At 41.4% G+C, this 25,091-nt stretch carries 22 protein-coding genes; 13 read left to right on the top strand and 9 right to left on the bottom strand.

Going from position 1 to position 25,091, the window contains the following annotated elements; genetic code table 11:
• Positions 1-43: 43 nt before the first annotated feature.
• Positions 44-1,363, top strand: coding sequence for a signal recognition particle protein Srp54 (locus BLP52_RS06360; RefSeq protein ID WP_091709625.1), 1,320 nt, complete (start codon positions 44-46; stop codon positions 1,361-1,363).
• A 34-nt stretch (positions 1,364-1,397) separates the two neighbouring features.
• Here BLP52_RS06360 and BLP52_RS06365 read toward each other — a convergent pair whose 3' ends face one another.
• Positions 1,398-1,967 (bottom strand): GMP synthase subunit A, encoded by a 570-nt coding sequence (locus tag BLP52_RS06365; RefSeq protein WP_091709626.1) that lies wholly within the window; start codon positions 1,965-1,967, stop codon positions 1,398-1,400.
• Between the two features lie 295 nt (positions 1,968-2,262).
• Here BLP52_RS06365 and BLP52_RS06370 point away from each other — a divergent pair, with 295 nt between their 5' ends.
• From BLP52_RS06370 to BLP52_RS06395, 6 genes are all read left to right on the top strand, one after another.
• Positions 2,263-3,663 (top strand): DUF7125 family protein, encoded by a 1,401-nt coding sequence (locus tag BLP52_RS06370; RefSeq protein ID WP_238380744.1) that lies wholly within the window; start codon positions 2,263-2,265, stop codon positions 3,661-3,663.
• 157 nt (positions 3,664-3,820) lie between these two features.
• Positions 3,821-4,618 (top strand): 2-amino-3,7-dideoxy-D-threo-hept-6-ulosonate synthase, encoded by a 798-nt coding sequence (locus BLP52_RS06375; protein ID WP_091709628.1) that lies wholly within the window; start codon positions 3,821-3,823, stop codon positions 4,616-4,618.
• A 35-nt stretch (positions 4,619-4,653) separates the two neighbouring features.
• Positions 4,654-5,796 (top strand): 3-dehydroquinate synthase II, encoded by a 1,143-nt coding sequence (locus BLP52_RS06380; RefSeq protein ID WP_091709690.1) that lies wholly within the window; start codon positions 4,654-4,656, stop codon positions 5,794-5,796.
• A gap of 31 nt (positions 5,797-5,827) precedes the next feature.
• Complete coding sequence (gene aroD, locus BLP52_RS06385; RefSeq protein ID WP_091709691.1) at positions 5,828-6,532, top strand: type I 3-dehydroquinate dehydratase; 705 nt, start codon at positions 5,828-5,830, stop codon at positions 6,530-6,532.
• Positions 6,529-7,344 carry a shikimate dehydrogenase gene (aroE, locus tag BLP52_RS06390; RefSeq protein WP_091709629.1) on the top strand — a complete coding sequence of 272 codons (816 nt, stop codon included), beginning with the start codon at positions 6,529-6,531 and terminating at the stop codon, positions 7,342-7,344. The genes aroD and aroE overlap by 4 nt, the downstream gene beginning before the upstream one ends.
• 2 nt (positions 7,345-7,346) lie before the next feature.
• Positions 7,347-8,666, top strand: coding sequence for a prephenate dehydrogenase (locus tag BLP52_RS06395; RefSeq protein WP_091709630.1), 1,320 nt, complete (start codon positions 7,347-7,349; stop codon positions 8,664-8,666).
• Positions 8,667-8,699: 33 nt separating this feature from the next.
• Here BLP52_RS06395 and BLP52_RS06400 read toward each other — a convergent pair whose 3' ends face one another.
• From BLP52_RS06400 to BLP52_RS06425, 6 genes are all read right to left on the bottom strand, one after another.
• The gene (locus BLP52_RS06400; RefSeq protein ID WP_091709631.1) at positions 8,700-9,470 is read right to left on the bottom strand and encodes a HEAT repeat domain-containing protein; all 771 of its coding nucleotides are present in this window, start codon (positions 9,468-9,470) and stop codon (positions 8,700-8,702) included.
• Between the two features lie 25 nt (positions 9,471-9,495).
• Positions 9,496-9,942, bottom strand: a complete 447-nt coding sequence (locus tag BLP52_RS06405) for a hypothetical protein (RefSeq protein WP_091709632.1) — start codon at positions 9,940-9,942, stop codon at positions 9,496-9,498.
• 221 nt (positions 9,943-10,163) lie between these two features.
• The gene (gene tpiA, locus BLP52_RS06410; protein ID WP_091709633.1) at positions 10,164-10,832 is read right to left on the bottom strand and encodes a triose-phosphate isomerase; all 669 of its coding nucleotides are present in this window, start codon (positions 10,830-10,832) and stop codon (positions 10,164-10,166) included.
• 170 nt (positions 10,833-11,002) lie between these two features.
• On the bottom strand, positions 11,003-12,181 hold the full coding sequence (locus BLP52_RS06415) for a bifunctional 5,6,7,8-tetrahydromethanopterin hydro-lyase/3-hexulose-6-phosphate synthase (protein ID WP_091709634.1): 1,179 nt from the start codon (positions 12,179-12,181) through the stop codon (positions 11,003-11,005).
• Between the two features lie 257 nt (positions 12,182-12,438).
• The gene (locus BLP52_RS06420; RefSeq protein WP_091709692.1) at positions 12,439-13,050 is read right to left on the bottom strand and encodes an endonuclease III domain-containing protein; all 612 of its coding nucleotides are present in this window, start codon (positions 13,048-13,050) and stop codon (positions 12,439-12,441) included.
• Between the two features lie 80 nt (positions 13,051-13,130).
• The gene (locus BLP52_RS06425; protein WP_091709635.1) at positions 13,131-15,428 is read right to left on the bottom strand and encodes a PAS domain S-box protein; all 2,298 of its coding nucleotides are present in this window, start codon (positions 15,426-15,428) and stop codon (positions 13,131-13,133) included.
• A 144-nt stretch (positions 15,429-15,572) separates the two neighbouring features.
• Between BLP52_RS06425 and BLP52_RS06430 the strand changes: the two genes are divergently transcribed.
• Both BLP52_RS06430 and BLP52_RS06435 read left to right on the top strand, forming a co-directional pair.
• Positions 15,573-16,091, top strand: a complete 519-nt coding sequence (locus BLP52_RS06430) for a YqaA family protein (RefSeq protein ID WP_238380745.1) — start codon at positions 15,573-15,575, stop codon at positions 16,089-16,091.
• Between the two features lie 151 nt (positions 16,092-16,242).
• On the top strand, positions 16,243-16,449 hold the full coding sequence (locus BLP52_RS06435) for a hypothetical protein (protein WP_162272946.1): 207 nt from the start codon (positions 16,243-16,245) through the stop codon (positions 16,447-16,449).
• Between the two features lie 159 nt (positions 16,450-16,608).
• Here BLP52_RS06435 and BLP52_RS06440 read toward each other — a convergent pair whose 3' ends face one another.
• Both BLP52_RS06440 and BLP52_RS06445 read right to left on the bottom strand, forming a co-directional pair.
• Entirely contained in the window at positions 16,609-18,267 is a 1,659-nt protein-coding gene (locus BLP52_RS06440) for a PAS domain-containing sensor histidine kinase (protein WP_162272947.1), read from the bottom strand.
• A 250-nt stretch (positions 18,268-18,517) separates the two neighbouring features.
• Complete coding sequence (locus tag BLP52_RS06445; protein ID WP_091709638.1) at positions 18,518-18,730, bottom strand: hypothetical protein; 213 nt, start codon at positions 18,728-18,730, stop codon at positions 18,518-18,520.
• 233 nt (positions 18,731-18,963) lie between these two features.
• On the opposite strand from BLP52_RS06445, the gene BLP52_RS06450 reads away from it, so the two are divergent.
• The 4 genes from BLP52_RS06450 (at position 18,964) to BLP52_RS06470 (ending at position 25,073) form a co-directional block, all read left to right on the top strand.
• Positions 18,964-19,476: a deoxyuridine 5'-triphosphate nucleotidohydrolase gene (locus BLP52_RS06450; protein ID WP_091709639.1), complete on the top strand. Its 513-nt coding sequence runs from the start codon at positions 18,964-18,966 to the stop codon at positions 19,474-19,476.
• Between the two features lie 54 nt (positions 19,477-19,530).
• Positions 19,531-20,322 carry a 2-amino-3,7-dideoxy-D-threo-hept-6-ulosonate synthase gene (locus BLP52_RS06455; protein WP_091709640.1) on the top strand — a complete coding sequence of 264 codons (792 nt, stop codon included), beginning with the start codon at positions 19,531-19,533 and terminating at the stop codon, positions 20,320-20,322.
• Between the two features lie 529 nt (positions 20,323-20,851).
• Positions 20,852-22,606 carry a glycine--tRNA ligase gene (glyS, locus tag BLP52_RS06465; RefSeq protein WP_091709642.1) on the top strand — a complete coding sequence of 585 codons (1,755 nt, stop codon included), beginning with the start codon at positions 20,852-20,854 and terminating at the stop codon, positions 22,604-22,606.
• Positions 22,607-22,781: 175 nt separating this feature from the next.
• Entirely contained in the window at positions 22,782-25,073 is a 2,292-nt protein-coding gene (locus BLP52_RS06470; protein ID WP_091709643.1) for a DEAD/DEAH box helicase, read from the top strand.
• Positions 25,074-25,091: the final 18 nt, after the last annotated feature.

Raw genomic sequence — 25,091 nt, forward strand, 5'->3', positions numbered from 1 at the left:
TTTATTAGAACAAAAAGAGAGAACTGAACAGGAAGATCCTTAAATGGTAATGGATAAACTCGGAAATTCCCTGCAGGATGCCCTGAAGAAACTGGTAAAATCAGGGCGTATCGACGAACGTACAGTAAACGAGGTCGTCAAGGATATCCAGAGGGCTTTGCTCCAGTCTGATGTAAACGTCAAACTCGTCATGCAGATGTCACAGCACATCAAAGAGCGTGCACTGAAAGAGGAAGTACCTTCCGGAATGAACCCCAGGGAACATGTAATAAGAATTGTTTACCAGGAACTCATCAGTATCATCGGTAAAAGTACCGACATCCCACTTAAACCACAAACCATCATGATGATAGGTCTACAGGGAAGCGGTAAGACAACCACCACATCAAAACTTGCACGTTACTTCCAGAGAAAAGGACTGAAACCGGGTGTCGTTTGTGCTGACACATTCAGACCTGGCGCATACCAGCAGCTTAAGACCCTCTGTACCAAACTTAACGTTGCATTCTATGGAGAAGAAGGCAACCCTGATGCAGTGGGCATTGTAGAAAGAGGTCTCAAGGAACTACAAAAGAACGATGTACTGATTGTGGATACTGCCGGTCGTCACTCACTTGAAAGTGACCTCATCACAGAAATGGAAGAGATACATGCTGTGGCAAAACCTGACTACAAGCTTCTTGTGCTTGACGGTGCTATCGGTCAGCAGGCAAGCGAACAGGCACGTGCATTCAATGATTCTATCGGCATCTCAGGTGTTGTGATCTCGAAACTTGACGGTACCGCAAAAGGTGGTGGAGCACTCTCCGCTGTTTCAGAAACAAATTCATCCATCGCATTCATTGGTGTTGGTGAAACACCGGACGACCTTGAGAGATTCGAGCCTGACAGGTTCATTTCAAGACTCCTTGGAATGGGTGACATCAAGAGTCTTATCGAAAAGGCGGAGGAAGCACTCGGAGAAGAGGACTTTGACATGGAATCAATGCTCCGTGGCAGGTTCACTCTGAAAGATATGTACAAACAGCTTGAAAGCCTCAATAAGATGGGACCGATGAAGCAGATAATGCAAATGCTGCCTCTTGGAGGAATGGGTGCCAAGATACCGGAAGATGCATATCAGGTAACAGGCGACAAACTCGGACGCTACAGAGTTCTCATGGACTCAATGACAGAAGAGGAAATGCTCAATCCAAGAATCATCGGCAGTGCGCGCATCAAGAGAATTGCCAGAGGAGCAGGTTGCGCTCCTGAAGATGTCAGAGAGCTCTTAAAGTATCATAAAATGATGCAGACTGCCATGAAAGGATTCCGTGGTGGAAAATTCAATATGCAAAAAATGATGAAGAAAATGGGAATGTGAGATTTAATAATTCTCACATAGATGAATGCGAGACTTAGTAAGTCTCACATATCTCAAAGAAATTCGTCAACAACTTTTCTCCTTTTTCAGTGTGTGCCACTTCAGGATGCCATTGTACTCCAAATATTGGCCGTTCTTCATGCCTCATAGCCTCACATTCGCAAATGTCAGACCTTGCAAGTTGGATGAACTCTTCCGGCATCCTGACAACCTCATCTGCGTGTGAAGCCCAAACTGATGTTTTTGGGCCAATTCCCTTCAGAAGATCATCTTCGTCAACTATCTCAACTTCTATGTCTGCATAGCCGCCGGAACTGCCCTGACCTACTTCGCCTCCAAAGGTTTTAGCGATAATCTGGTGTCCAAGACAGATTCCCAGGATAGGGAGATCAATACTTTCCACATACTCTGAACAGATTCCTGCACGTTCCATTGTCGGACCGCCACTGAGTATCAGTCCGTCAGGCTCCTCATCGAGGATCTCATCGACAGGAGTGGTGTTGGCAACTATCTTTGTATCCATGTCCAGATCCCTTACTGAACGATGGATAAGATGGCAGAACTGCCCATAATTGTTGATAACAAGGATTTTTAACTCTCTCATATTAGTTCCCTGACTGTTTGTTATTAATGTTAGATTTAGTCCGGAGAATATCTCCAAATATGATCAGCACAGAATTACTATTAATTCCAGTATTATATTGGCGTTATAGTAATTAACCATATAAGAGGGTTTCATAGCACAGATGCAATCTATTAAATGAAAAATAATTTTAGTACATCCAAACATTATGCATTTTCATATATACAAACCCACGAATAATGTTAAGTAAAATTAAAAGTAAATTAAGTAAGGGAGAGGAAATTTCATATAAATCCTTTACATAAAAATCTCATTATTGCTTGGCAATACCCTGGACGAGGTTCTGAAATTGGAAACAAAATTCACAGGAATAAACGGTTTAGATGAGATACTGGGAGGCGGGATAACTGCCCCATCGACTATACTTATAGCAGGTAACCCGGGTAGTGGAAGGACCATACTTGGAGTACAGAGCTTATGTGAAGCAGCGCGTAACGGCGAAAAGGTACTCTATATCTGTATCACAACACAATCAGAGAATTCCATAAGGGAATCTCTTTCAGAATATTCATTTTACGAAGAAGCTCTGAATTTACGCGTATTCAATGTCAGCTCCGTTGAAAGAGATCCACTGACAATGCTTGTAGATCTTGGGAACATAGTCAACTCCATCAAGCCTGACAGGATACTCATTGACCCGATAACACCTATTGGATTTGGTTTCCCTGAAGCTGAAAGGCGGAGGTTTATCTACTCACTTAATTCAGCCATTGTTGAATGGAATGCCATTGTGTACCTTACCGGAACAATGTCAAAGTCAGATGTTTGCAAATCAGTGATAAGCGACGTAGCAGATGGTATTATTCACCTATCTCAGGAGATACAGAGAAGAGGAAGCAAGCGCATGATCACGATAATCAAGATGAATCGGCCGAATTATCTTGATGGTGAACATACATTCAGCATAAATGCCAGTGGAGTTACTATCTATCCCAGAATTACTGCTCCTGTTATAGAAGAAGCAGCACAGATCAGCCGGATAAATGCAGGCATCCCAAAGTTTGAAGATTTGAGCAGAGGCGGACTTTTTGAGTTATCATCTACGTTGATAGCGGGAAATACAGGTACCGGAAAGACACTGTTCGGACTTAGTTTCATTGTGGAAGGTGCCAAAAATGGCGAACCTGGAATAATCAGTACTTTTGAGGATAGTCCTGCAGAACTTAGACGTTATGCAACAAGTCTCGGACTTGAACTGGAAAAACTGGAAAAACAGGGATTGATAAGGATAATTTACACACCACCTTCTGAGATCAATGCATGCAGACACACCATAGAGCTTCGCAACTACATTCAGGAAATGGGAGCAAAAAGGGCGCTATTGGACGATATTTCGGGCTTTGATTATGTTTTTGATACACAGATAGCGAAAAGAGAACATATTGCTAACATGATACGGCTTTTCAAGAATATGGGTGTTACATCTATGTTCATAAGCGGCAATATGGCTGCAGGAAGCAATATACTCCAATCAGAGATACCTATATCCTCACTTGTTGATGTGCTGATCCTTCTCAGGCATATGGATATCGGGAAAGAGATCAGAAAGACCATGGCCATTCTCAAAATGCATGGCAGCGACCATGAGAAACACCTTATAAGTTATGACATAACTTCAGAAGGAATAAACATCGGTGAGTTCCTGAAAGATATGTGAACTTTATTTTATAATTTGCTTCAGCCAGTCATACAAAAACTTTTATATACTAAACCGTGCTACTATGTCACATACTGACATAAAACTGCACAATACATTAATGTACTACATGATACATCAATGGACATGTGAAAATAATTATTGAAGGCGAAAGCATATGACTGAAATTGGCAAAAAGATCCGTATTGAAAGAATAATGCACAGAGACAGCAGAAACATCGTGATAATCCCAATGGATCACGGAATATCAGATGGTCCTATAAAAGGACTCATTGACGTTGCTGATACCATCAACAAGGTGGCAGAAGGCGGTGCAGATGCAGTTCTCATGCAGAAGGGTATTGTTACTCACGGTCACAGGGGATACGGACATGATGTAGGACTTATAGTCCATATGAGCGCATCCACTATTCTTGGACCGGACCCAAATAACAAGGTTCAGGTATGTTCCGTAGAAGAAGTGATGAAGATGGGAGCAGATGCAGTTTCTATACATGTGAACGTCGGTTCAGAAACTGAAGCAGACCAGCTCCAGAAACTTGGAAGTGTGGCTGAGGAATGTAACTACTGGGGAATGCCACTTCTTGCAATGATGTACCCACGTGGAAAGGACATCAGCAACCCGCATGATCCGGAACTTATAGCACATGTTGCAAGAGTTGGTGCGGAACTTGGCGCAGATGTAGTTAAGACACTATACACCGGCAACCCGGACACATTCAAAGACGTAGTACAGGGATGTCCAGTTCCAATAGTGATCGCAGGTGGACCAAAGACAAATACTGATGAAGAATTCCTCCAGATGATAGAAGGTGCCATGGAAGGAGGAGCCAGGGGTGTTGCAATAGGAAGGAACGTATTCCAGCACGAGAACCCTACCAAAATTACAAAAGCAATTACAGAGATAGTGCACTACAAAAAGTCAGTTGAAGAAGCACTGGAAATGCTGAAATAATAAGGTCATTTTCTGTGCTTGCGGACGTGCTCATTATGAATAACAAGATAATCTGGATCAAAGCCGATGAAGGCAACTGGGATGAACGCAAGGCTGTAATTACAACCGGAATGGAATCCGGTGTGGATGCAATTATGGTTGATGCTGCTGATGTTGAGAAGGTAAAAGAGCTTGGAAATGTAAAAGTAGCATCCTTTGCTTCAAGCCCTGTTGAAGGTGCTGACATTATTGTCGTAGGAAAAGGAGGAGAAGGAGACGGCACAAAGCCATTACCACCTGATTATGCAGGTTCACTCGATATTACAACAGCCCTCCGGCTGAAAGATAAAGGACTCAAGGTTGCAGGATATGTCATCATCCGCAACAAGGACTACGAGAACTTTGCAGCTGAAATGGGAAGTATCTGTGATTATCTTGTAACTATAGGTACTGATTGGCAGGTCATTCCACTGGAAAACCTCATTGCGGGACTTCAGAAGAAGGATGTAAAACTTCTGTCCGGCGTCCAGAATTCAGAGCAAGCAAAGCTTGCATTCGAGACAATGGAACACGGTACCGATGGTGTAATGCTTGACACAAAGGACCTGAGTCAAATCAAGAAGACAGCGGAAGTTGCAGAAACTGCCGGTGTCAAGAACCTCACAATCCAGACTGCAGTTGTCACAAGGGTCGAATCAATCGGCATGGGCGACAGGGTTTGTGTCGACACATGCAACCTCATGGTAAGAGGCGAAGGAATGCTTGTGGGTTCACAGGCAAACGGAATGTTCCTTGTGCACTCCGAATCAGAGGAAAGTCCATACGTTGCTTCCCGGCCATTCAGGGTCAATGCAGGTGCAGTTCACGCTTACATCAAGGTAGGAGAGAAGACACGCTACCTCTCAGAGCTTAAAGCAGGTGACCAGGTCACAATAGTAGATGGTGACGGTAAGCAGAGAACAGGTGTTGTCGGTCGGGTCAAGATAGAGAGAAGACCACTCATTCTTGTTGAAGCAGATCTTAATGGCAAGATCATCAAGAACATCCTGCAGAATGCAGAAACCATCAAACTCGTAACCAAGGATAAAGAACCAATAGCTGTTACAGATGTCAAGGTTGGCGATGAGATACTTGTTCACTCAGAAGATATTGGTCGTCACTTCGGAATGAAGATCGAAGAGACAATCATTGAAAAATAAACGAGAAGAAGATAAAGTCAGGAGTGATTCAATGGTAAAGATAGGGACCTTTGACCTTGATGAAAAGCCCGCTATTGTTTCAGTGATAGACGATGACCCGGCGGAGAATGCAAAGGCTGCAAACTGGCTGGGTGCTAATGCCCTTGAACTGAGACTTGATCTTCTCAATTTTTCAAACCTTGAAGAAGCTAAGAAGACCATTGAAAGAATAAAAGTGAACACCAACCTTCCATGTATTGCAACCAACAGGTTACAATCTGATGGCGGCAAATGGGAAGGTTCGGAAGATGACAGGATAAAATTATTAGTTGATATTATACCTTTTGTGGAAGCTGTAGATATTGAGCTTAGCGCAGACGAAGACCAGCGCAACAAGGTCATTGCGGCAGCAAAAGCGGCAGGAGTAACAGTAATTGTATCTGCACATGATTTTGATGGAACACCTTCCGTTGAGATCATGAAAAAGATACTCAATCATGCACATGAAGCCGGTGCTGATATTGCAAAACTGGCAGTCATGGCAAAGTCAAAGCAGGATGTGCTGAACGTACTTCAGGCAACTGCTGATATGAAAAAGCCAGTGTGCACCATTGCAATGGGGGAAATCGGCAAACACAGCCGCATCGTTGCACCATGCTACGGTTCACGCCTTACATACGGAGCAATAGCACAGGCTGTTGCACCCGGACAGATCAAGATACACGAACTTAAATCAGCTCTGGAGATACTCTTTTGAGAACAGTTTTTGGCGTATTCGGTAACCCGATAGCACATTCGAAATCACCCGATATGCATAATGCAGCTTTCAGGGAACTTGGCATGGAATGCACATACCATGCTTTCAGGGTCAGCCCTGAGAACCTGAAGGATGCACTTTTTGGAGCTAAAGCCATGGGTTTTGGCGGAGTGAACCTCACTGTTCCCCTGAAACAGGAAGCATTGAAGATAGTCGATGCTGACCCGCTGGCAGAAGGAATCGGTGCAGTGAATACCGTAGACTTCAAGGACGGAATGGTCGGCTACAATACCGACGGACTTGGTGCAAAACGCAGCCTTGAGGAAAAAGGAGTGAAGATAAAGGGTTCCAATGTACTGATAGTTGGTGCAGGTGGAGCTTCAAGAGCTATCGCATTCCAGTTTGCAAAGGATGGAGCGGACATCACCATAGCTAACAGGACTGAGGAAAAAGCTATCGAACTTGCAGCCGGTGTGTCAGAAGTTGGTAATGCAAAAGGTTGTGGACTTGGAAATATGAAACAACTGATTGCCGATAGTGATATTCTCATTAATTGCACCACCCTCGGAATGCATCCGAAGACCGAGGGAACAATAGCAACAGCAGAGGATATGCATCCTAATCTCACAGTATTTGATATTGTTTACAACCCCCTGGAAACCACCCTCTTGAAAGAAGCAAAGAAAGCCGGTGCTAAAGCTGTCACCGGTGAGATGATGCTTGTCTACCAGGGTGCAGAGGCATTTAAGATATGGACTGGCGTTGAGCCACCAATTGAAGTTATGAAGAAAGCGGTACTGGAGGGTTTTTGAGTTTGAAAGTCCTTATCATAGGCGGTACCGGAGAAATGGGACAGTGGTTCACTCCTTTTTTTAAGAACCACGGTTACGAGGTTGTTGTCTGGGGAAGCAGCGGGAAAGTTGAAGTTGCTGAGCTAATGGAAGTTGAGTTTGCCGGCGACCTTGATGCTGCAATTACCACCAGTGACATTGTTATCGTAACAGTACCCATCAATATTACCGAGAGGGTCATCAGTGAAACTGCACCAAAGATGAAGAGTGGAAGCCTGCTTATGGATTTCACATCACTTAAGGTCGGACCCACTGAAGCCATGAAGAAGTATGCTCCCAAAGATGTGGAGATACTCGGTACCCACCCTATGTTCGGACCATCCATACCAAGTCTGCACGGACAGATTTTCATTTTAACACCCATCGAAGGACGATGTAATAAGTGGTTCCCAATTATGCGCTCACTTTTTGAGGACAACGGTGCACACATCGAAGTAATCACTCCCACAGAACACGACAGGTTCGTTTCCGTTGTGCAGGGACTGACACACTTCGCATACATCACAATAGGAACTACCTTTGATGCCCTTGATTTCAGCGTGAACGAGTCAAGGAGATTCATGAGCCCGGTCTACGATATCATGCTTGATTTCGTTGGCAGGATACTTGGACAGAACCCTTACCTCTACGCATACATCCAGATGGAGAACCCGGAAGTTCTCAAGGTGCATGATGCTTTCATGAACCAATGCAGTGAGATGTCATCCATCGTCAGGAAAAAGGATGTTGAAGCCTTCACCAACAAAATGAAAGAGGCAGCAGTTCATTTTGGAGATACTGCATCAGCACTTCGCAGATCTGACAAGCTCATAAACTCAAAGATCGCTGAATTTGACAGGCTGCTAGATTCCATTGGAGAGGAAATTGGTGTCAGGCACATATATTCAGGAATAGTACACACTGGAATTATCAAGAAAGTAAGTCCTAGAGACGTTGTTCTTGAATGTGGCAGCAGGGTAGTACCTCTAAAAATCGAGAACATCCGTCTTTTAGATGAAGAGGAACTGTATGAGTGGAAACTCGGCAACCTTGAACATCATTTAAGAGATATATCGGTGCTGATTCCTGAGGAAGCCGATGCAGATGTCATCATGGAACTTGTTTCCTGTAATGAGAACATAGTCTCAATTGAGATAATTGACAGGTATGAGGGTGTTGAAGGTACAGAGCGGCTGAGTGTTACATTCCGTGTGATGATAATAGGGGATGTTGAGGCGGAGAAGGTGCATCTGGAAGTTGAAAGGCAACTGAAAGGAATTGGTTGTAGTATTCGCGGGCAATGAATTAAACGAACAGTTTCAATGTTAAAACATCAATTATCGGATGTTAATGGTATTTCCATCAGAAGCGACAACTTTTACGTTTACATCCCTGTTGTTATCTTTGTCATTAACAGAGTCACTGACACCTATCATTTTCAACAAGTCAATTGCTTCTGAAGCATATATTCTTGTACTCCTATCATGATCATTCAAGACTTTTTTTAATGACTGTAATTCAACTGAATCAGAAACTGTGTCATAAATATCTTTTATTGCAAGGTTTCTTAATGAAAAAGCAGCAGCCTTACGACAAACAATATTTTTATCGGACAATAGAGCAGTAAGTGACGTAACGGTTGATTTATCAACTATTCCCCGTTCTGCAAGGTGGCCAATAGCAAAAGCAGCATTATATGATACTTTATCAAATCTGTCATGTAACTTTTCTGAAAAGAAGTTAGTCGCATCATCTGCAAAAATATCACATTTAATGAGTGCCTTTAATGCAAATGTTGTACTCCAACGAATATTTACATCATGTCCAAATGATAAATCAATTAGTGGTTGTAGAGATTCTTCTTTGTAAGCACCTTTTTCTGCCATATCACCAATTGCAAATGCCGCCTGAATACGAACATCTTTAGTTCCATTAGATAAAACTTCATTTATCTTATCAATAACAGTGTGATCAAGAATTCCTTTTTTAGCTAATACTGATATTGCTTTTAGAGATGCTAATTGAGTTTTTGGATTGTTTGAACTACGAAGTATACGGACAATGCTTATGATATCGCCTTTATCTGTTAACTGCTTTATAGTTGGCATAATTTATCACTAGTAAAAGAAAGTATTATCGTATTCTCTGCATTTCAATGATACTAGATTTCTGCTTTTTTAACAAAGAATCAACTTGACCCCGTACTTTCGAATGTGCATCCAGAATTATATCATTGACATTATTTTTTCCAATATGCTGCGAAAAGCAGAGGAAACTATAATTTTTAGACCATTTTCTTGCTTCATCACAAAGGACTACTGAATCCTGACATGGAGTTACACCCAAAAACAATGAATCTTTGCAACAACACACTTCACCAAACTTTTCCATATTGAAAAACATGTTAATTGCAATATTGTATCCATAATCTTTGTATTCAAATGATTCAGCATAGAATTGATGCATCCCTGTTACTGGATATTCATCGATGAGAGCTTCATCTATTTTTTGTAAGAGAACATCGTTTAATTCTTCAACTGTGCTTTCTTTTACCTTAAACAATTCATCTTCTAATGTCACTTAACCCACCTTTGTTCATCTCAGTTAAAAATATAGATTCGGCATATAACTAAATTTACTGCTTAATCCAACATCTTTTGCCCACAATCCAATTAATCTGCGGACAACATCCAAATAGTATAAGTTGGCAATATAAAAAAAGTTTTCATTTTGATATTATCTTTTGATAATACCAAATTATAAAAAAGTGTATAAGCAGATGAAATTGTGTGACTTTAAAGTCACACCTTGCTAACCAAATCGTCAAGTGCAGCCTTAGGATCAGCAGCCTTCACAATACCTGATGCCAGCAGAACGCCAACTGAACCAAGTTCAAGAGCTGCTGCAAGGTCTTCTCCTTTTGAGATGCCTGCTCCGCAGAGAACCTGTACTGCAGGGTTGATCCTCTTTACTGCATCAACTGAACCTGTGACTACCCCAGGGTCTGCTTTTGATACAGGGATGCCGGAGCCGATAAGCTCTGGTGGTTCAACTGCAACATAATCTGGACCTAGTGCTGCTGCTGCTGCTGAAGTTGCAACGTTGTTGGTGCAGACTACTGTCTTAAGACCTGCGTCCCTTGCAGTTGTGATTGATGCATCAATGTTTGCAAGGGTAAGACGGCATTCGGAGTGGTTGATAAGGGTTCCAACTGCGCCTGCATCTTTGATAGACTGGACGAATGCATGTCCTGTAAAGCTGCCTGCTCCAACCGGGTCAAGACTCTGTGAGTAGACCGGCAGGTCAACCTGTGATGCAACACGGTAGATGTCACAGAACTGTGGTGCAACACCAATCTCAATTCCGCTGTTGTCTGCAACTTCTTTACATGCCTGTGCAACCTTTACGGCGCCTTCGCCTGTACCCTCAAGGTATGTCTTGAGATTCAGGACAATTAGTGTAGAACTCAAATTAAATCTCTCCAATATGATTATATGAACATCAGTATGCGCATCTTGTACGCAGGAATATAGATGTAACTCCAACTATAAATATAAGGGTATAAGAAAAGCAAAAAGAAGTAAAAAGCGAGAGTGAAAATTAAGAAAAAAAAAGAAAAGAGTGTGGAAATTCCACACGCTTAGAAGTCGGTCATAACTCTGAACTGGTCGATCTCAGGGTTGTTAAGACCTTCAATGAATTTCTCTGCGACCTGCCTTACATCCTTTGCGTTGGTGATTGCTCTTCCAACTACAAGGACATCTGCGCCTGCCTTAAGAGCTGCAGGCATAGTGTCAATACGTACACCACCAGCAACTGCCACCAGGATCTTTGGTGAGAGTGCCTTGATAGCATCGATGTTACCCCATGCGTGCTCTGTTTCCTCGATGTCGATTCCACGGTGGAGTTCAACTACATCAGGAAGTACATCGAGCTGTTTGAGTACTGCTACAGGGTCGTCACAGTTGAGGGTGTCCATGATAGCATAGATACCTGTCTTGTGTGCTTCCTCAATTGCCTTGTTCATGGTTGCGATCGGTGCAAGAGCGGAAACGACAATTGCGTCTGCTGTTGCGTCTGCTACCATACGTGCCTCGAGGTTACCTGTGTCCAGAGTCTTAAGGTCAGCTACGATGAATGCGTCAGGACGGATCTCTCTGAGCTTGCTTACTACGTCAACACCATAGCGTTTGATAAGAGGTGTACCTGCTTCAAGGATAACGTGGTCGCTCTTAGGGATCTGGTTGACGATGTTAAGGATTGCAGGAAGGTTTGGATTGTCAAGTGCAACCTGCAGGTATGGTGGATTCCAAAGTCTGGAAACCTTGAATCCCATGATTGCGTGTCCCATTCTGTCCTTCTCCTTGAGTACTGTGTCAATGTCAGGGAAGCCATCTACTGCGCGCTTAACAGCAAGCTTTGTAGCTCCGTAGTTGTACCTGTAGATCCTGTTGTAGTCTGTTGCTTCAGGGTGGATGAAAACACTTGCAATAACTACAAGGTCTTCAGGATCAAGGTCACCGAATGCTCCTTCTTCAAGAGCATCTGCAACAGCCTTTGCAACAGCTGCCTGTGCCGGACCGAAGATCTGAGCTGCCTGGTCCATGTTCTTTACAGTTACCTTTGGTACGATAAGTGTTGCAGGTTTTGTTGGAAGGTTTGGACGAATAACTGAAAGCAGAGGTGTGTGACCTGCTGAAAGCTGTGTCAAACCGTTTGCGAATGCCTGACCCACAGGACCGTCTTTGTTTCCGATCATGAGGTCAACGTGTGCGAGTTCTGGTTCCTCGCCGATTAATGCTTCTCCGATTAATAACATGATTCTCACTCGACTGTGTACGTATATACTTATACTGGATAAATAGCATGTCTTTAGTTGTAGTTGCCTAATAGGCAGTTCATTAGTTATTATACTATTTGCAACTATGAAATTTATCAGTTCTCGTGCAAAACCAGCACTTTATATATTAGAGTTATGGCATGAAACACGAGATTTGTGCTTTATATCGTATATACAAATAAATAGTTTGTTGAAACCCGAGGGTTTATCAAAACTGCTAAAACTGCCAAAAATAACTAGATAAATTTCGGACAAATATCATCCATAATACACTCATCGCATTTCGGACCCACCGGCCTGCATACATTCTGACCGAACAGAACCATAAGCCCGTTTATGTCCTTCCAGTCCTCTTTTGACAGCACTTTTTCAAGCTCTTTTTCCGTCTCATCAGGTTCCGAAGTCTCTACAAGACCCATGCGATTGGATATCCTATGCACATGAGTATCAACTGCAATGACATCCTGCTCAAATCCATAACCAAGTACACAATTCGCAGTTTTCCTGCCAACGCCTGGAAGCTTGAGTAATTCATCCATGCTGTCAGGAACAATTCCGTTGTAGTCCAGCAAAATAATACGGGAAATATCAATTATACGCTGGGCTTTAACCCTGTAGAAACCCACGTTCCTGATAAGTTCCTGAATCTCATCAACGTCACCTTCTGCCATTTCCTGCACCGTGCCAAACACACTGAAAAGCTTCTGTGTAGTAGGAATTGTAACCTCATCCCTGGTGCGCTGGGATAATACAGTTGAAATAAGAAGATAAAAAGGATCTTTATTAATATGAAAATATCCACTCGGATACAATTCTCTGAGGCGTGAAACTACATCTTCAGCATACATCTGAACAAAGAAAAACTTCAGGATATAAAATGCTTTGTGATGCACAACCCGATAAAATAAAGTTAAAAAGATCAGATCAATTATTTGGACCTGGAAAATGCAGGAAATGTTACATGAACAATGGTACCGCAACCCTCAGAACTTTCTACCCATACTTTTCCATGATGTATCTCAGCTATGGTTTTACTGACGTACAGACCCATTCCACTTCCACCATATTTACGGGACTTTGAACCATCTATCTGGTAAAAACGCTCAAAAATATTCTCAATTTCATGCTCAGGGATACCAATTCCTGAATCAGTCACTGTGACATGAACGTGTTCTTCATCCTCAAATGCACATATCAATATCTCTGATTCGTTAGGACTGAACTTGACAGCGTTATCTATGATAGACCTGAAAAGATAAGGTAAATACTCCACATCACCCTTCATCAGCGGTAGATGTTCCTGGAAATCAAATAAAAAAGTGATATTCTTTTCCTGGGACTTGAAGGAGAAATATTCCACGACTTTTGTAAGAGTATCCTCTATTCTGATCGGGTCAAGTCTGTATTGGACTTTTCCTGATTTGATAATGCTCATATATATAAGTGAATCCATGAGGAAACTTAGATGATCATACTTTTCAAGGACTGTCTTCATGGCTGCTTTCTGCCTGGAGTTGAGTGGTCCCATCACTTCATCATGGACCAATTCACTATAACCCTTTATGGAAATAAGAGGCGTTTTCAACTCGTGGCTCAGATTAGATATGAACTCATCCTTCATCCTATCAAGAGACTTTAATTCCTCGTTAACCCTTGCCAATTCTTCAGTATATCTTTTGATATCCTCTTCAGCTTTCTTGCGTTCAGAGATATCACGCGTTACACCGAGGAAGAACTCAAAATTGCCATCTTCATCAAAAACAGGATTTGCAACAGCTTCAGTCCATATTCTTGAGCCATCCTTGTGATATTGCTCGATCTCAAATGTTTCCGAATATTTTGTTTCACCGGCTTTGAGATTATCCTGAAAACGCGTTATGGCACCTAATATAGATTCTATGTGCTCAGGAGGAAATATTTCCTCAAATGACTGTTTTGAAACCTCTTCAGGAGTATATCCCCTTAACTTGAAAACAGAGGGACTGGTATAGGTGAACCTGCCATCTTTACTCAAGGTCCATATCACATCATTTGCATTTTCAGCAAGAAGACGGAATTTATGTTCACTTTCCCGAAGTTCTTTTTCAGCGAGTTTTCTTTCACTTATATCCCTTACATTGCTCAGAAGCGCCTGTTTGCCATCATACTCTATGACCCTAACACCCATCTCAACAGGTACACGGGAACCCGCCTTTGTCATGCAGACCATTTCCAGCCTTATTGACTGGTTTTCCATGATATCCATCATTTTCTCATTGCACATTCCATGAAATTCAGGTGCTACAAGGTCATAGCGAGTCATTTTTAACAGTTCATCGATCGAATAACCAAGCAGTTCTGATGCTATTGAATTTGCATCAATTATATCGCAATCAAAATCAAATATTAATATAGCATCAGCAGCATTTTCAAAAAGAGCTCTGAATTTGGATTCAGATGTCTGGAGTTTTAATGTTGCCAGCCTTTCTTCAGTGACATCGGAACCTGAACTGAGTATACCAGTAATATTTCCTTCAAAATCTTTAAGATACGAATTATTCCAGTGTATAATTCTTTTTTCTTTGTTCTTTGTAAGTACCCCGTTCTCATTTACCTTTGCAAGTTCCAGATTGCCGTATGATATACTTTCAAAAACCCAGGACACACGCTCTTTTTCTTCTTCAGGAACAGCAATATCCACCCAATTTTGACCGATAAGCTCATCCTCAGTATATCCCAATAACTGACAGCACTTTTTGTTTGCAAGTTTTACTGTACCATCTTTGTTAAAGGCAACAATTATGCATCCTGCAATATCAAGATAGGATTGCACCTTGTCTTTTTCAAGCTTTAGTTCATCATATAGATGCTTATTGTTCAGAAGAGTGCGCACACGTGTAAGGACTTCTACCCTGTCAATGGGTTTTACAAGGAACTCATCTGCACCTGCATCTATTCCTTTTATCCTGTCATCTTTTGAAGAGAGAGCTGTGATTATAATTACAGGAATAAAATTTGTGGATTCATTGGCCTTTATCCTGCGACAGACTTCATACCCGTCCATTCCTGGCATCATTATATCAAGTATTACAAGATCAACAGACTCGGATTCCACTATCTTAAGAGCTTCTTCTCCACTGTAAGCTCCAAGAACTGAATGGTGTTTTGAGAGAAATACTTCCAAAAGCTTGACGTTTAACGGGTCGTCATCTACGATCAATATAGTATATCCGGTTTTTTCGTCCATTTTTAAGCCCTGGAAACAAAGTTTTACGTATTATTAGATAAGTGATTATTCAGTGAAATATAGATATGATCATAAATGATGATTCTTACACTACTGAGCAAATGTTACATTGCAGTATATAGCACTATTAATATATAAATATCATTGGCATGTTTTATCAAAATAAACGAAGAAAAATTAAAACCTGGAGCTGAGAAAATACAAATTCTATCCACGCTTGTAGAAGAACATGCGCTTGCAGGCTTGTTCATTGTAAGTTTTCTTGCTTCAACTGTCCTTCCTATAGGTTCGGAAGCTTATGTAGTCCTGCTTATCAGTAAAGGATTTTCGATTCTCCCTGTAATCATGGTTGCTTCTGTTGGCAATTACATGGGAGCATGCACTACATATTATGTAGGAATCAAAGGCAGGCAGGATATCATCGAAAAGTATTTTTCAATTTCTGATGAACAACTAAAAAAAACAGATCGATTGTTTGCCAGATATGGTTCTTTTTTGTTGCTATTTACATGGGTTCCAATCATAGGTGATGCAATTACTGCAGCAGGAGGAATCATGAAGCTTGATTTCAAGATATTCTCATTCTATGTTTTTATAGGGAAAACTGCAAGATATGCAGTATTGGCTTACCTCACAGCAGGAACTTTAATGTTTTTCCAGTGAGATTGAATTTTGATGTACATGGATTGATTTTTTTAAGCCATAATCGTGCCGCAATTGTTCAAAATACAGTATAAAAAGGATAAAGTATATATACTCATCCAGAGCATATAAATAAATATATATTACCAAAGATAGCAAAATATTCAGAGACATGGAAATGGCAAAATTGGAAATTGAAGAAAAGGCACTTAAGCAGAATTCTTTGTTGATACCTGTTGCTGTAGCCCTAGGAACACTGTTGGCAATTATCGCCTACACATACCTACCAAACAACACGGCATTAATTACTATATTATCAGGTGCAATCATAGTGGCTTTGATAACTTATGCCTTTTTAAAAAAAAAGAAAGAAGAATGACAGATATTGCAAGCAACGAAGCTTTTATAGACACGAATGAATAACTTTTTTTGCCCCAATAGGCGCTTTGTGGTCTAGCTTTATAACGTTGCTTTCACATAGCAGAGTTTTGATGTTCGAATTGCTCATATACTTTAGTTAAAAGATAAAACATCGTTATTAGTTACTAGCACTCGCAGGTATCGAAAAACAAAATTCACTTCCCTCACCAACTGTGCTGTCAACCCATACTTTACCGTTGTGCATTTCTACGAACTTCTTTACCAGAGCAAGGCCAAGGCCAGTTCCTGCATACTCATTGGCTAGGTATGAATTAAGTTGTCTGAAAGGCTGGAAAAGTCTTGCCCGGTCTCTTTCAGAGATACCTATTCCGGTATCCTTAACGCATACATGAAGCATATTTTCCGATAACCTGGAAATAATAGAAACCGTACCCTTTTCCGGAGTGAACTTTATTGAATTACTGGCAAGATTATAGAGAACCTGTTTTAATTTTGTCCTGTCTGCATTTATCTCCCCAATATCCTCATCAGTATCAATGACCAGCTTTATTCTCTTATCCATAGCCATTGGAGTAAGTAGAGTTTTTACCTCTTCGACTGCCATGGATAATGAAAAGTGTTCATATTGAAGTTCCATTTTTCCAGCTTCCACTTTTGAAAGGTCCAGCACATCATTGATGAGTTTCAATAAATGATTACCTGAATTCAGAATATTATCCACATACCGGGTCTGCTTCTCATTCAACTCACCAAACATTTTGTCCTTAAGAATATCAGAAAAACCAATTATAGATGTTAGCGGAGTTCTTAGTTCGTGGCTCATAGTAGCCAAAAACTCATCCTTACTGCGATTTGCCGCCTCTGCAACGATCTTTGCATGTAATAGTGCATCTTCAACTTTTTTACTTTCGGTAATATCCTGAATTGTACCTATCACCGTATTTTTCTCTGCGTCATACTCAGCAACTGAATGAATATCACGGATAATACCATCGTTTTTCCTGACAATCCTGAACTGCACATCATATGTAATGCCATTTTCGATCAGTTCCCTCATAGCCTCGTCCATCATAGGACGATATTCTGGGATAACTACTGTCTGGACCTCTTTAATAGGATATACCCCATCATCAAGATCATATCCATAGATCCTTTTTGCTTCATCTGAAGAATCCATCATACCAGAAGCCAAATTTAACTCCCAACTTCCGATATGACCAATATTTTGAGCAGCCCTTAACTGCATATTTCTTTTATTCAGTTCCTCTTGGGCTTTCTTACGCTCGGTAATATCATGAACAATAGAATAGAGAAGTTGTTGTGAATTTACAATAACAGGACTACTGTAAACTTCCACATCACGAACCTGGCCATTTGCGAGTTTATGTTTGAAAAGGAAATAATTCCTCTTTTCAGCAACTGCATTTTGCATCTCTTCCCGTATTTTATCAGGATCAAGAGTATTAAGGTCATGTATTTTCATGCGGGTGATGACGTCAAGTGACCAGCCATAATAGTCACATGCAGCGTTATTGGCATCAATTATTTCAAAATTCTCAGGGTTAATGAGCAAAGTAATTGCCTTGTTATATTTGAAAAGTGAGTGATATACGTCACCCTTTTCCATGAAAAATCGATCAGTAGTGCTCAGGTGAGTAACTGCATAGGAATCATGATCTTGTTCTATGTCATCAACTGAAGTACTCGATTGAACTGTGTCAAGTGTATGAGAAGAGGAATTACCAGAGATATGACTATCCCTTTTTGAACGAATACCATCATATTTCCGCACACCATTGGACATTATACGTTCCATCTTATTGTCCCCCACATACAAGATCAAGTGTAGCTGCATACTGTCTGCAAAAAATCAGATTTTAAAGGCAACTATCTTCCGATTAAATTATTTGTAGTTCATAATTAATAAACGTATTTTATTTAATAATCAGATTCAATTGGAAAGAATTGACGATGAAATAAAGAAGAGTGTCAATAAACTCCATTCTAGTAAAAGGAAATAAGACAAATAATATTATAAGAATTCAAAAATAGAGAGGATTTAAAGATCAATCCTCTGTCTGGAAATGCCACTGACAATCATCATGAGTGTCGTGGGTTGCATTCTCAAATTCCTCTTTATAGTGAGGAAGGTCTGCACTTGCGTATTTAGGGAAAACAAGAGATATCTCTTTTTGATAGGTAGTCCCATCTGGGCTTAAACTTACTTTGAACAACATTTCAGGTCTGCTTCCATTCTTTACTAGATCCGTGCTACTCACATCATTCACTCCTTTTTTGTATATTTTAATGTATTCGATACAGGTTTCTATATCCGATTCCCTGTGTCTAGGGAAGAGAGTATGAAACCATTCTCAAACTCACCATATGGTTAATCGATACTAATAGATATAAACTAATTGGTTTACAAATATATGCGTTAAAACAAATTGATGTTTACAGATTTAAAGAATAACACACAAAATGATATATCCAATAATGCAAACCTAGAAGCATGGCCCTATTATCCAGAAACGAACTCAGGGAATTGATAAACAGCGAAAAACCGCTTGTTGAGAATATGATCGATACTGAAACACAGTTACAGCCAAACAGTGTTGAACTAACTCTCAAAGGTATCGAGACATACACCAGTTCCGGTGCCGTTGACTTTGACAACAGTGAAAGAGAAATACCTTCCACAAAATCAATTCAATTCGATGAGAACGAATGGGCTCATCTGGAACCCGGTGTTTACAAGATCACATTCAACGAGATAGTTAACATTCCGCTTGACAGGGCAGCCATTGCAAGACCAAGGTCAACTTTGCTCAGATGCGGTGCAAATATAGGAACTGCAGTATGGGATTCCGGATACAGAGGAAGAAGTGAATCTATGCTGGTTGTCTACAATCCTCACGGCTTCAGACTGAAAAGAAATGCACGTGTTATGCAACTGATATTCTTCGACCTGCACAGTGAACTTACCGAAGGGTACTGTGGACAGTACCAGCATGAGAATCTGTGACAGTGTAACATAATCTACGTTAGGATTATCTATAATTAAAGCAATCACGCAAGCATGAGTGAAATAGGCAAATCTGTCAGGATGGAAAGGATTTTCGATCGAAATACAAAGAATGCAATCATCATTCCAATGGATCATGGTGTGGGTGCAGGGCCTATAAAAGGAATCATTGACCTGCCTGCTGCTGTGAACAAAGTTGCAGATGGAGGAGCAAACGCAGTTCTCGGACACATGGGTCTTCCAAAACACGGACACCGTGGATATGGAAGAGATATTGGACTTATTATACACCTCTCAGCTTCAACATCCCTTGGACCTGACCCAAACCATAAGGTTATTGTCACAACAATTGAAGAAGCTATAAAAATAGGTGCAGATGCAGTATCAGTCCACGTAAACGTTGGTGCTGATGATGAAGCAAAAATGCTTCAGGACATGGGAAATGTTGCCCGCAAATGTGATGAGTGGGGGATGCCACTTCTTGCAATGATGTATCCAAGAGGACCAAAAGTAACCTCCGAACATGATGTTGAGTATGTGAAACATGCAGCAAGGATCGGAGCAGAACTTGGAGCAGACATCGTCAAGACAAACTACACAGGTGACATTGACACATTCAAAGAAGTTGTCAGCGGATGTCCTGTACCTGTTGTAATTGCTGGAGGTCCAAGAATGGATACCGAACAGCAGCTTCTGGAAATGATATACGATTCACTCCAGGCCGGAGGAAAAGGAGTAGCTATTGGAAGAAACGTGTTCCAGTCAGATGATCCTACAAAACTGGTGTCGGACATCTTCAAGATCGTACATGGCGGAATGACACCGGAAGAAGTGCTCAAAGAGTAAGAGCACTTTTGTTTTTATTTAAGTTGATTTTTATTCACATTATTATATTTTATATACTCCAGTGGAAACTGAGGGGTTTTGTTCACTTTTCACAAATGCATTCTTTTTTTGACGTGTGCAACCTAACACAGAACCGAAGCTAATTGAAAAACTATCACAGAAAGTGTATAACCATATATGTTTGTACGAAAAATAGTCTAGTATTCTAACAAAACCAAGTTTAAGAAAATAAAGAACAATATCAGAAAAATGGATAGGAAGAGCAAGGTCAGTGTTGAAATGACCAATTGAATCATATTTAGATGGTGGTACGATATGATATGATTTGATTGAGATTCGACCTTGCTCAATCATACAATATATGAACATACATATAATTATTACGAGTATAAAAATACAATATTGGTTCATGAAATCAGAATGTATGAACATGAATATTTTGAATTTGCTTTCGTTACCATTAAATGTAATGGGCATATCGATGAACTCATAAGAATCATAAATATACTCAAATTATCGAGGATCATTCATGGATAAATATGAGCAGGTAATAGAACTGGCTAAACGTCGCGGATTTTTGTGGAACTCTTTTGAGCTTTACGGAGGTACCGCCGGTTTTTACGATTACGGACCACTTGGAAGCACCTTAAAACGCAGGATAGAGCAGATCTGGAGAGAGACATATGTCGTACAGGAAGGTTTCATGGAGATCGAAGCTCCTACTATCGGAATTGAAGAAGTGTTTGTAGCATCAGGCCACGTTGGCGGTTTCTCAGACCCTCTCTGTGAATGTAAGAACTGTGGAGAAGCTTTCAGGGCAGATCACCTTATAGACAAAATAGTAGATTGTGCTGATTCACTACACGTCAAAGAACTCGACAAAGTGATTATAGAGAACAATGTCAGATGTCCTGAATGTGAAGGTGAACTGGGAGAAGCTTACGAGTTTAACCTTATGTTCAAGACAAACATCGGCCCTGGCACAGGAAGGCAGGGATACATGCGCCCTGAAACTGCACAGGGAATGTTCGTTGACTTCTTAAGACTTGCAAGGTTCTACCGTGAAAAACTCCCATTCGGTGCCACACAGATAGGAAAATCCTACCGTAACGAGATCTCACCAAGACAGGGAGTAATCAGACTCAGAGAGTTCACCCAGGCAGAAGCGGAGATATTTATTGACCCTAACGACAAGAAGCACGCTAACTTCGGCAGGTTTGTTGACACAGTTGTCAACCTTTACTCCGAGGAAGCACAGCATAAAGGCGTTATAGAGAAAATGACACTCGGTGAAGCAGTTGAGAAAGGTACAATTGCCCATGAGTTCCTCGCTTATCAGATAGGGCTTACAAATCACTTCCTCCAGCGCATTGGAATTGCAGCAGACAAACTGAGATTCAGACAGCACCAGAAAGATGAGATGGCACACTATGCAATTGACTGCTGGGATGCTGAGATCCTGACTGACAGGTTCGACTGGGTAGAAGTTGTAGGAATTGCTGACAGGACAGACTATGACCTGAAGGCACATGCTGCAGTGAGCAAGACTGAACTCTCAATTTACAGAGAATACAGCGAACCCAAGATGGTTACACAGTTTGTCGTCAAGCCAAATATGGGTAAACTCGGACCACTCTTCAAAGGTAAGGCAAAGGCAGTTGCTGATGCACTCAAGACACTCAGCCAGGCAGAACTCGAACAGGAGAACATCACAGTCACTGTTGACGGAGAAGAAGTAACTGTACCCGGAGATATTGTCGAGTTTGCAGAGGAGACTGTCAAGATAAGCGGAGAGAATGTCATTCCTCACGTTATCGAGCCATCATATGGTATTGACAGGATATTCTATTCAACCATGGAACATGCATTTGAAGAGGAAATGGTCAGCGGCAAGGAAGAAACTGAGGACGAAGAAGCAGAAGCAAGGATCGTCCTGAGATTCAAGAAGGAAGTCGCTCCTGTGCAGGTTGCAATTCTTCCGCTGCTTACAAGGGAAGAGCTCATCAATCCTGCAAGGAAGATAGAGAGTCAGCTGAAACAGAAAGGCCTGCTTGTATCCTACGATGACTCCGGGACCATAGGAAGACGATACAGAAGGAACGATGAGATCGGAACTCCATATTCCATTACCATCGACTATGACACACTGGAAGACAATACCGTCACCATCAGAGACAGGGACAGCATGAAGCAGGTCCGTGCACCTATTGATGGAATTGCAGACCTTGTTTATGAGATGATATACATGGGCAAGGACTTTGAGAGTGCTGGAAAGGCACTCTAAATTCATTTTCTGTTCTCTTTTTCTTTTACTTTTTTAGTTCATTTTCTGTTATCCAATATATGAAATACTTTCACCCTGCTTAGCTCAGCTTTAAAAGTCTGAAGAGAGTATATATTGCAAAGCCAGACACTTAATGTAAAAAATGGTGAACATGTAACCATGCAAGTATGATAACATGCCGGAATATATCAAACACCCTTTGATAAAAGCAGATACTGTGGAGCAGAGGCTATATCAGCTCGACCTGGCAGGCAAGGCTCTTGATGTTTCCACACTTGTTGTCTTGCCAACAGGACTTGGAAAGACCGTTGTATGTCTTCTTGTTATGGCATCACGCCTTGAGAAATTTGGTGGCAAAGTCATGGTGCTCTCACCAACAAAACCTCTGGTGGAACAGCATGCATCTTTTTTCAGAAACGTCATGAACATCCCGGAAGAAGAAGTCCTCACATTCACAGGGAGTGTTACTCCAGAGAAAAGGTCTGAACTCTGGAAGACGGGGAAAGTTATCATTTCCACACCCCAAGTCATCGAGAATGATATACTGACTAAGAGGATAAGTCTTGAAGACGTTGCACACATCACATTTGACGAGGCGCACCGCGCAGTTGGAAATTACGCTTATACATACATTGCAGAGAAGTATTTTGAAACTGCAAAAAATCCTCTTTGTTTAGGGATAACTGCAAGTCCCGGTAGTTCGGATGAGAAGATAGCAGAGGTCTGCGAGTCACTTCACATCGAATCGGTTGCTGTAAAAACTGAATCAGACAGCGATGTCAAACCTTACATTCATAGGAAGGAGATCGAATGGAAGCGCATCAACCTTCCTGACGAGATGAAAGAGATCAAAGATCTGCTTAACAAGGTTCTTGAAGACAGGTACAAAAAACTTACAGAACTTGGATATCCCATCTACAACCAGAGATATGTTTCTAAAAAAGACCTGCTTGGATTGCAGGCAAAACTTCAGGGAGAACTCAGGGGAGGGATGCCTGATACTTCGGTATACAGCGCCATATCCTTACTTGCAGAGATACTCAAAGTCAGTCACGCTGTGGAAATTACGGAAACACAGGGACTTGAAGCCCTGCGAATGTATATGGAAAGGCTGGACAACGAAGCAGGTTCTAAAAGTGGAAGTAAGGCTTCAAAACGTCTGGCTGAAGACCTTTACATCAGGCAGGTCGTGTACCGCCTGAGAGACTGTGACCTTGAGCATCCCAAGCTGGAATATGTGAAAGATATAGTCCTCAATGAACTTGAAAATAAACCGCATTCCAGAGTTATTGTTTTTGCTAATTATCGGGATACTGCAGAGATGCTTACTAATGCACTTGCTGAAGTCGAAGGCATAAGACCAGTGAGATTTGTGGGACAGGCATCCAAATACAAGGACAAAGGATTGACACAGAAGCAACAGGTTGAGATCATCGAGCATTTCAAAGCTGGGGATTATAACGTGCTTGTGGCAACCTCTGTTGCAGAGGAAGGCCTTGATATTCCATCCACAGACCTTGTGCTGTTTTACGAACCTATTCCCTCTGAGATCAGAAGTATCCAGAGAAAAGGACGAACCGGAAGGAAACATGAAGGTCGTGTTGTTGTGCTTGTTACAAAAGGCACCAGGGATGAAGGATACTACTGGAGCAGTCTTTCAAAGGAAAGGAAAATGCAGAACAACATGAGAGAGCTTCAGGCAGCCATGCCAGCAAGGAAGAACAACTCAATTGAAGAAGAGTTCATGTTGGATGCCAGTGGGAATGACCAGAAAACGTTGTTCGAATATGATGACAACGATGATTCTGAATCAAAAAACAAGGATAGTATCAAAATTGTTGTGGACCAGCGCGAGATACGCAGTTCTGTTGCCCGCTGCCTTGACAGAAATGGTGCTGAGATCATAGTAAAAACACTGGAAGTCGGGGACTATATCCTGAGTGACCGCATTGCTGTGGAGAGAAAAGAGACGCAGGACTTTGTAGGTTCACTTATAGAGCAAAAATTGTTCGAGCAGATAGCAAATCTCTCAAGAGCTTATGAAAAACCAATACTCATAATTGAAGGTGAAAGCCTTTTCAATTGCAGAGGAATAAATCCGAATGCTATTCACGGAACCCTTTCATCGATATCACTGGATTTTGGCGTTTCAATATTCTATACGCGCGACCCGGAAGATACTGCTGCCCTCTTGCAGCAGATCGCGAAGAGAGAACAGGTTGATGAAAAACGCGAAGTTAACATGCATGGAAAGAAAGCTGCAGCTATGCTCCCACAGCAGCAGGAATATGTTGTGTCTTCAATATCTGATATTGGTCCTAAAGCAGCCAGAAATCTCCTGAAGCATTTCGGCTCTGTTGAAAACGTGATGAAAGCCAGTTACAAAGAACTGCTTGAGGTCAATAATGTCGGACCTAAGACCGCAGCCAAGATCAGAGAGATAATTGGCAGTGAGTATAAACGTTGATTAGTAAAAATAAAAAGA

Origin of the sequence: Methanolobus vulcani, from assembly GCF_900100715.1 — an archaeon.
Taxonomy (GTDB): Archaea; Halobacteriota; Methanosarcinia; order Methanosarcinales; family Methanosarcinaceae; genus Methanolobus; species Methanolobus vulcani.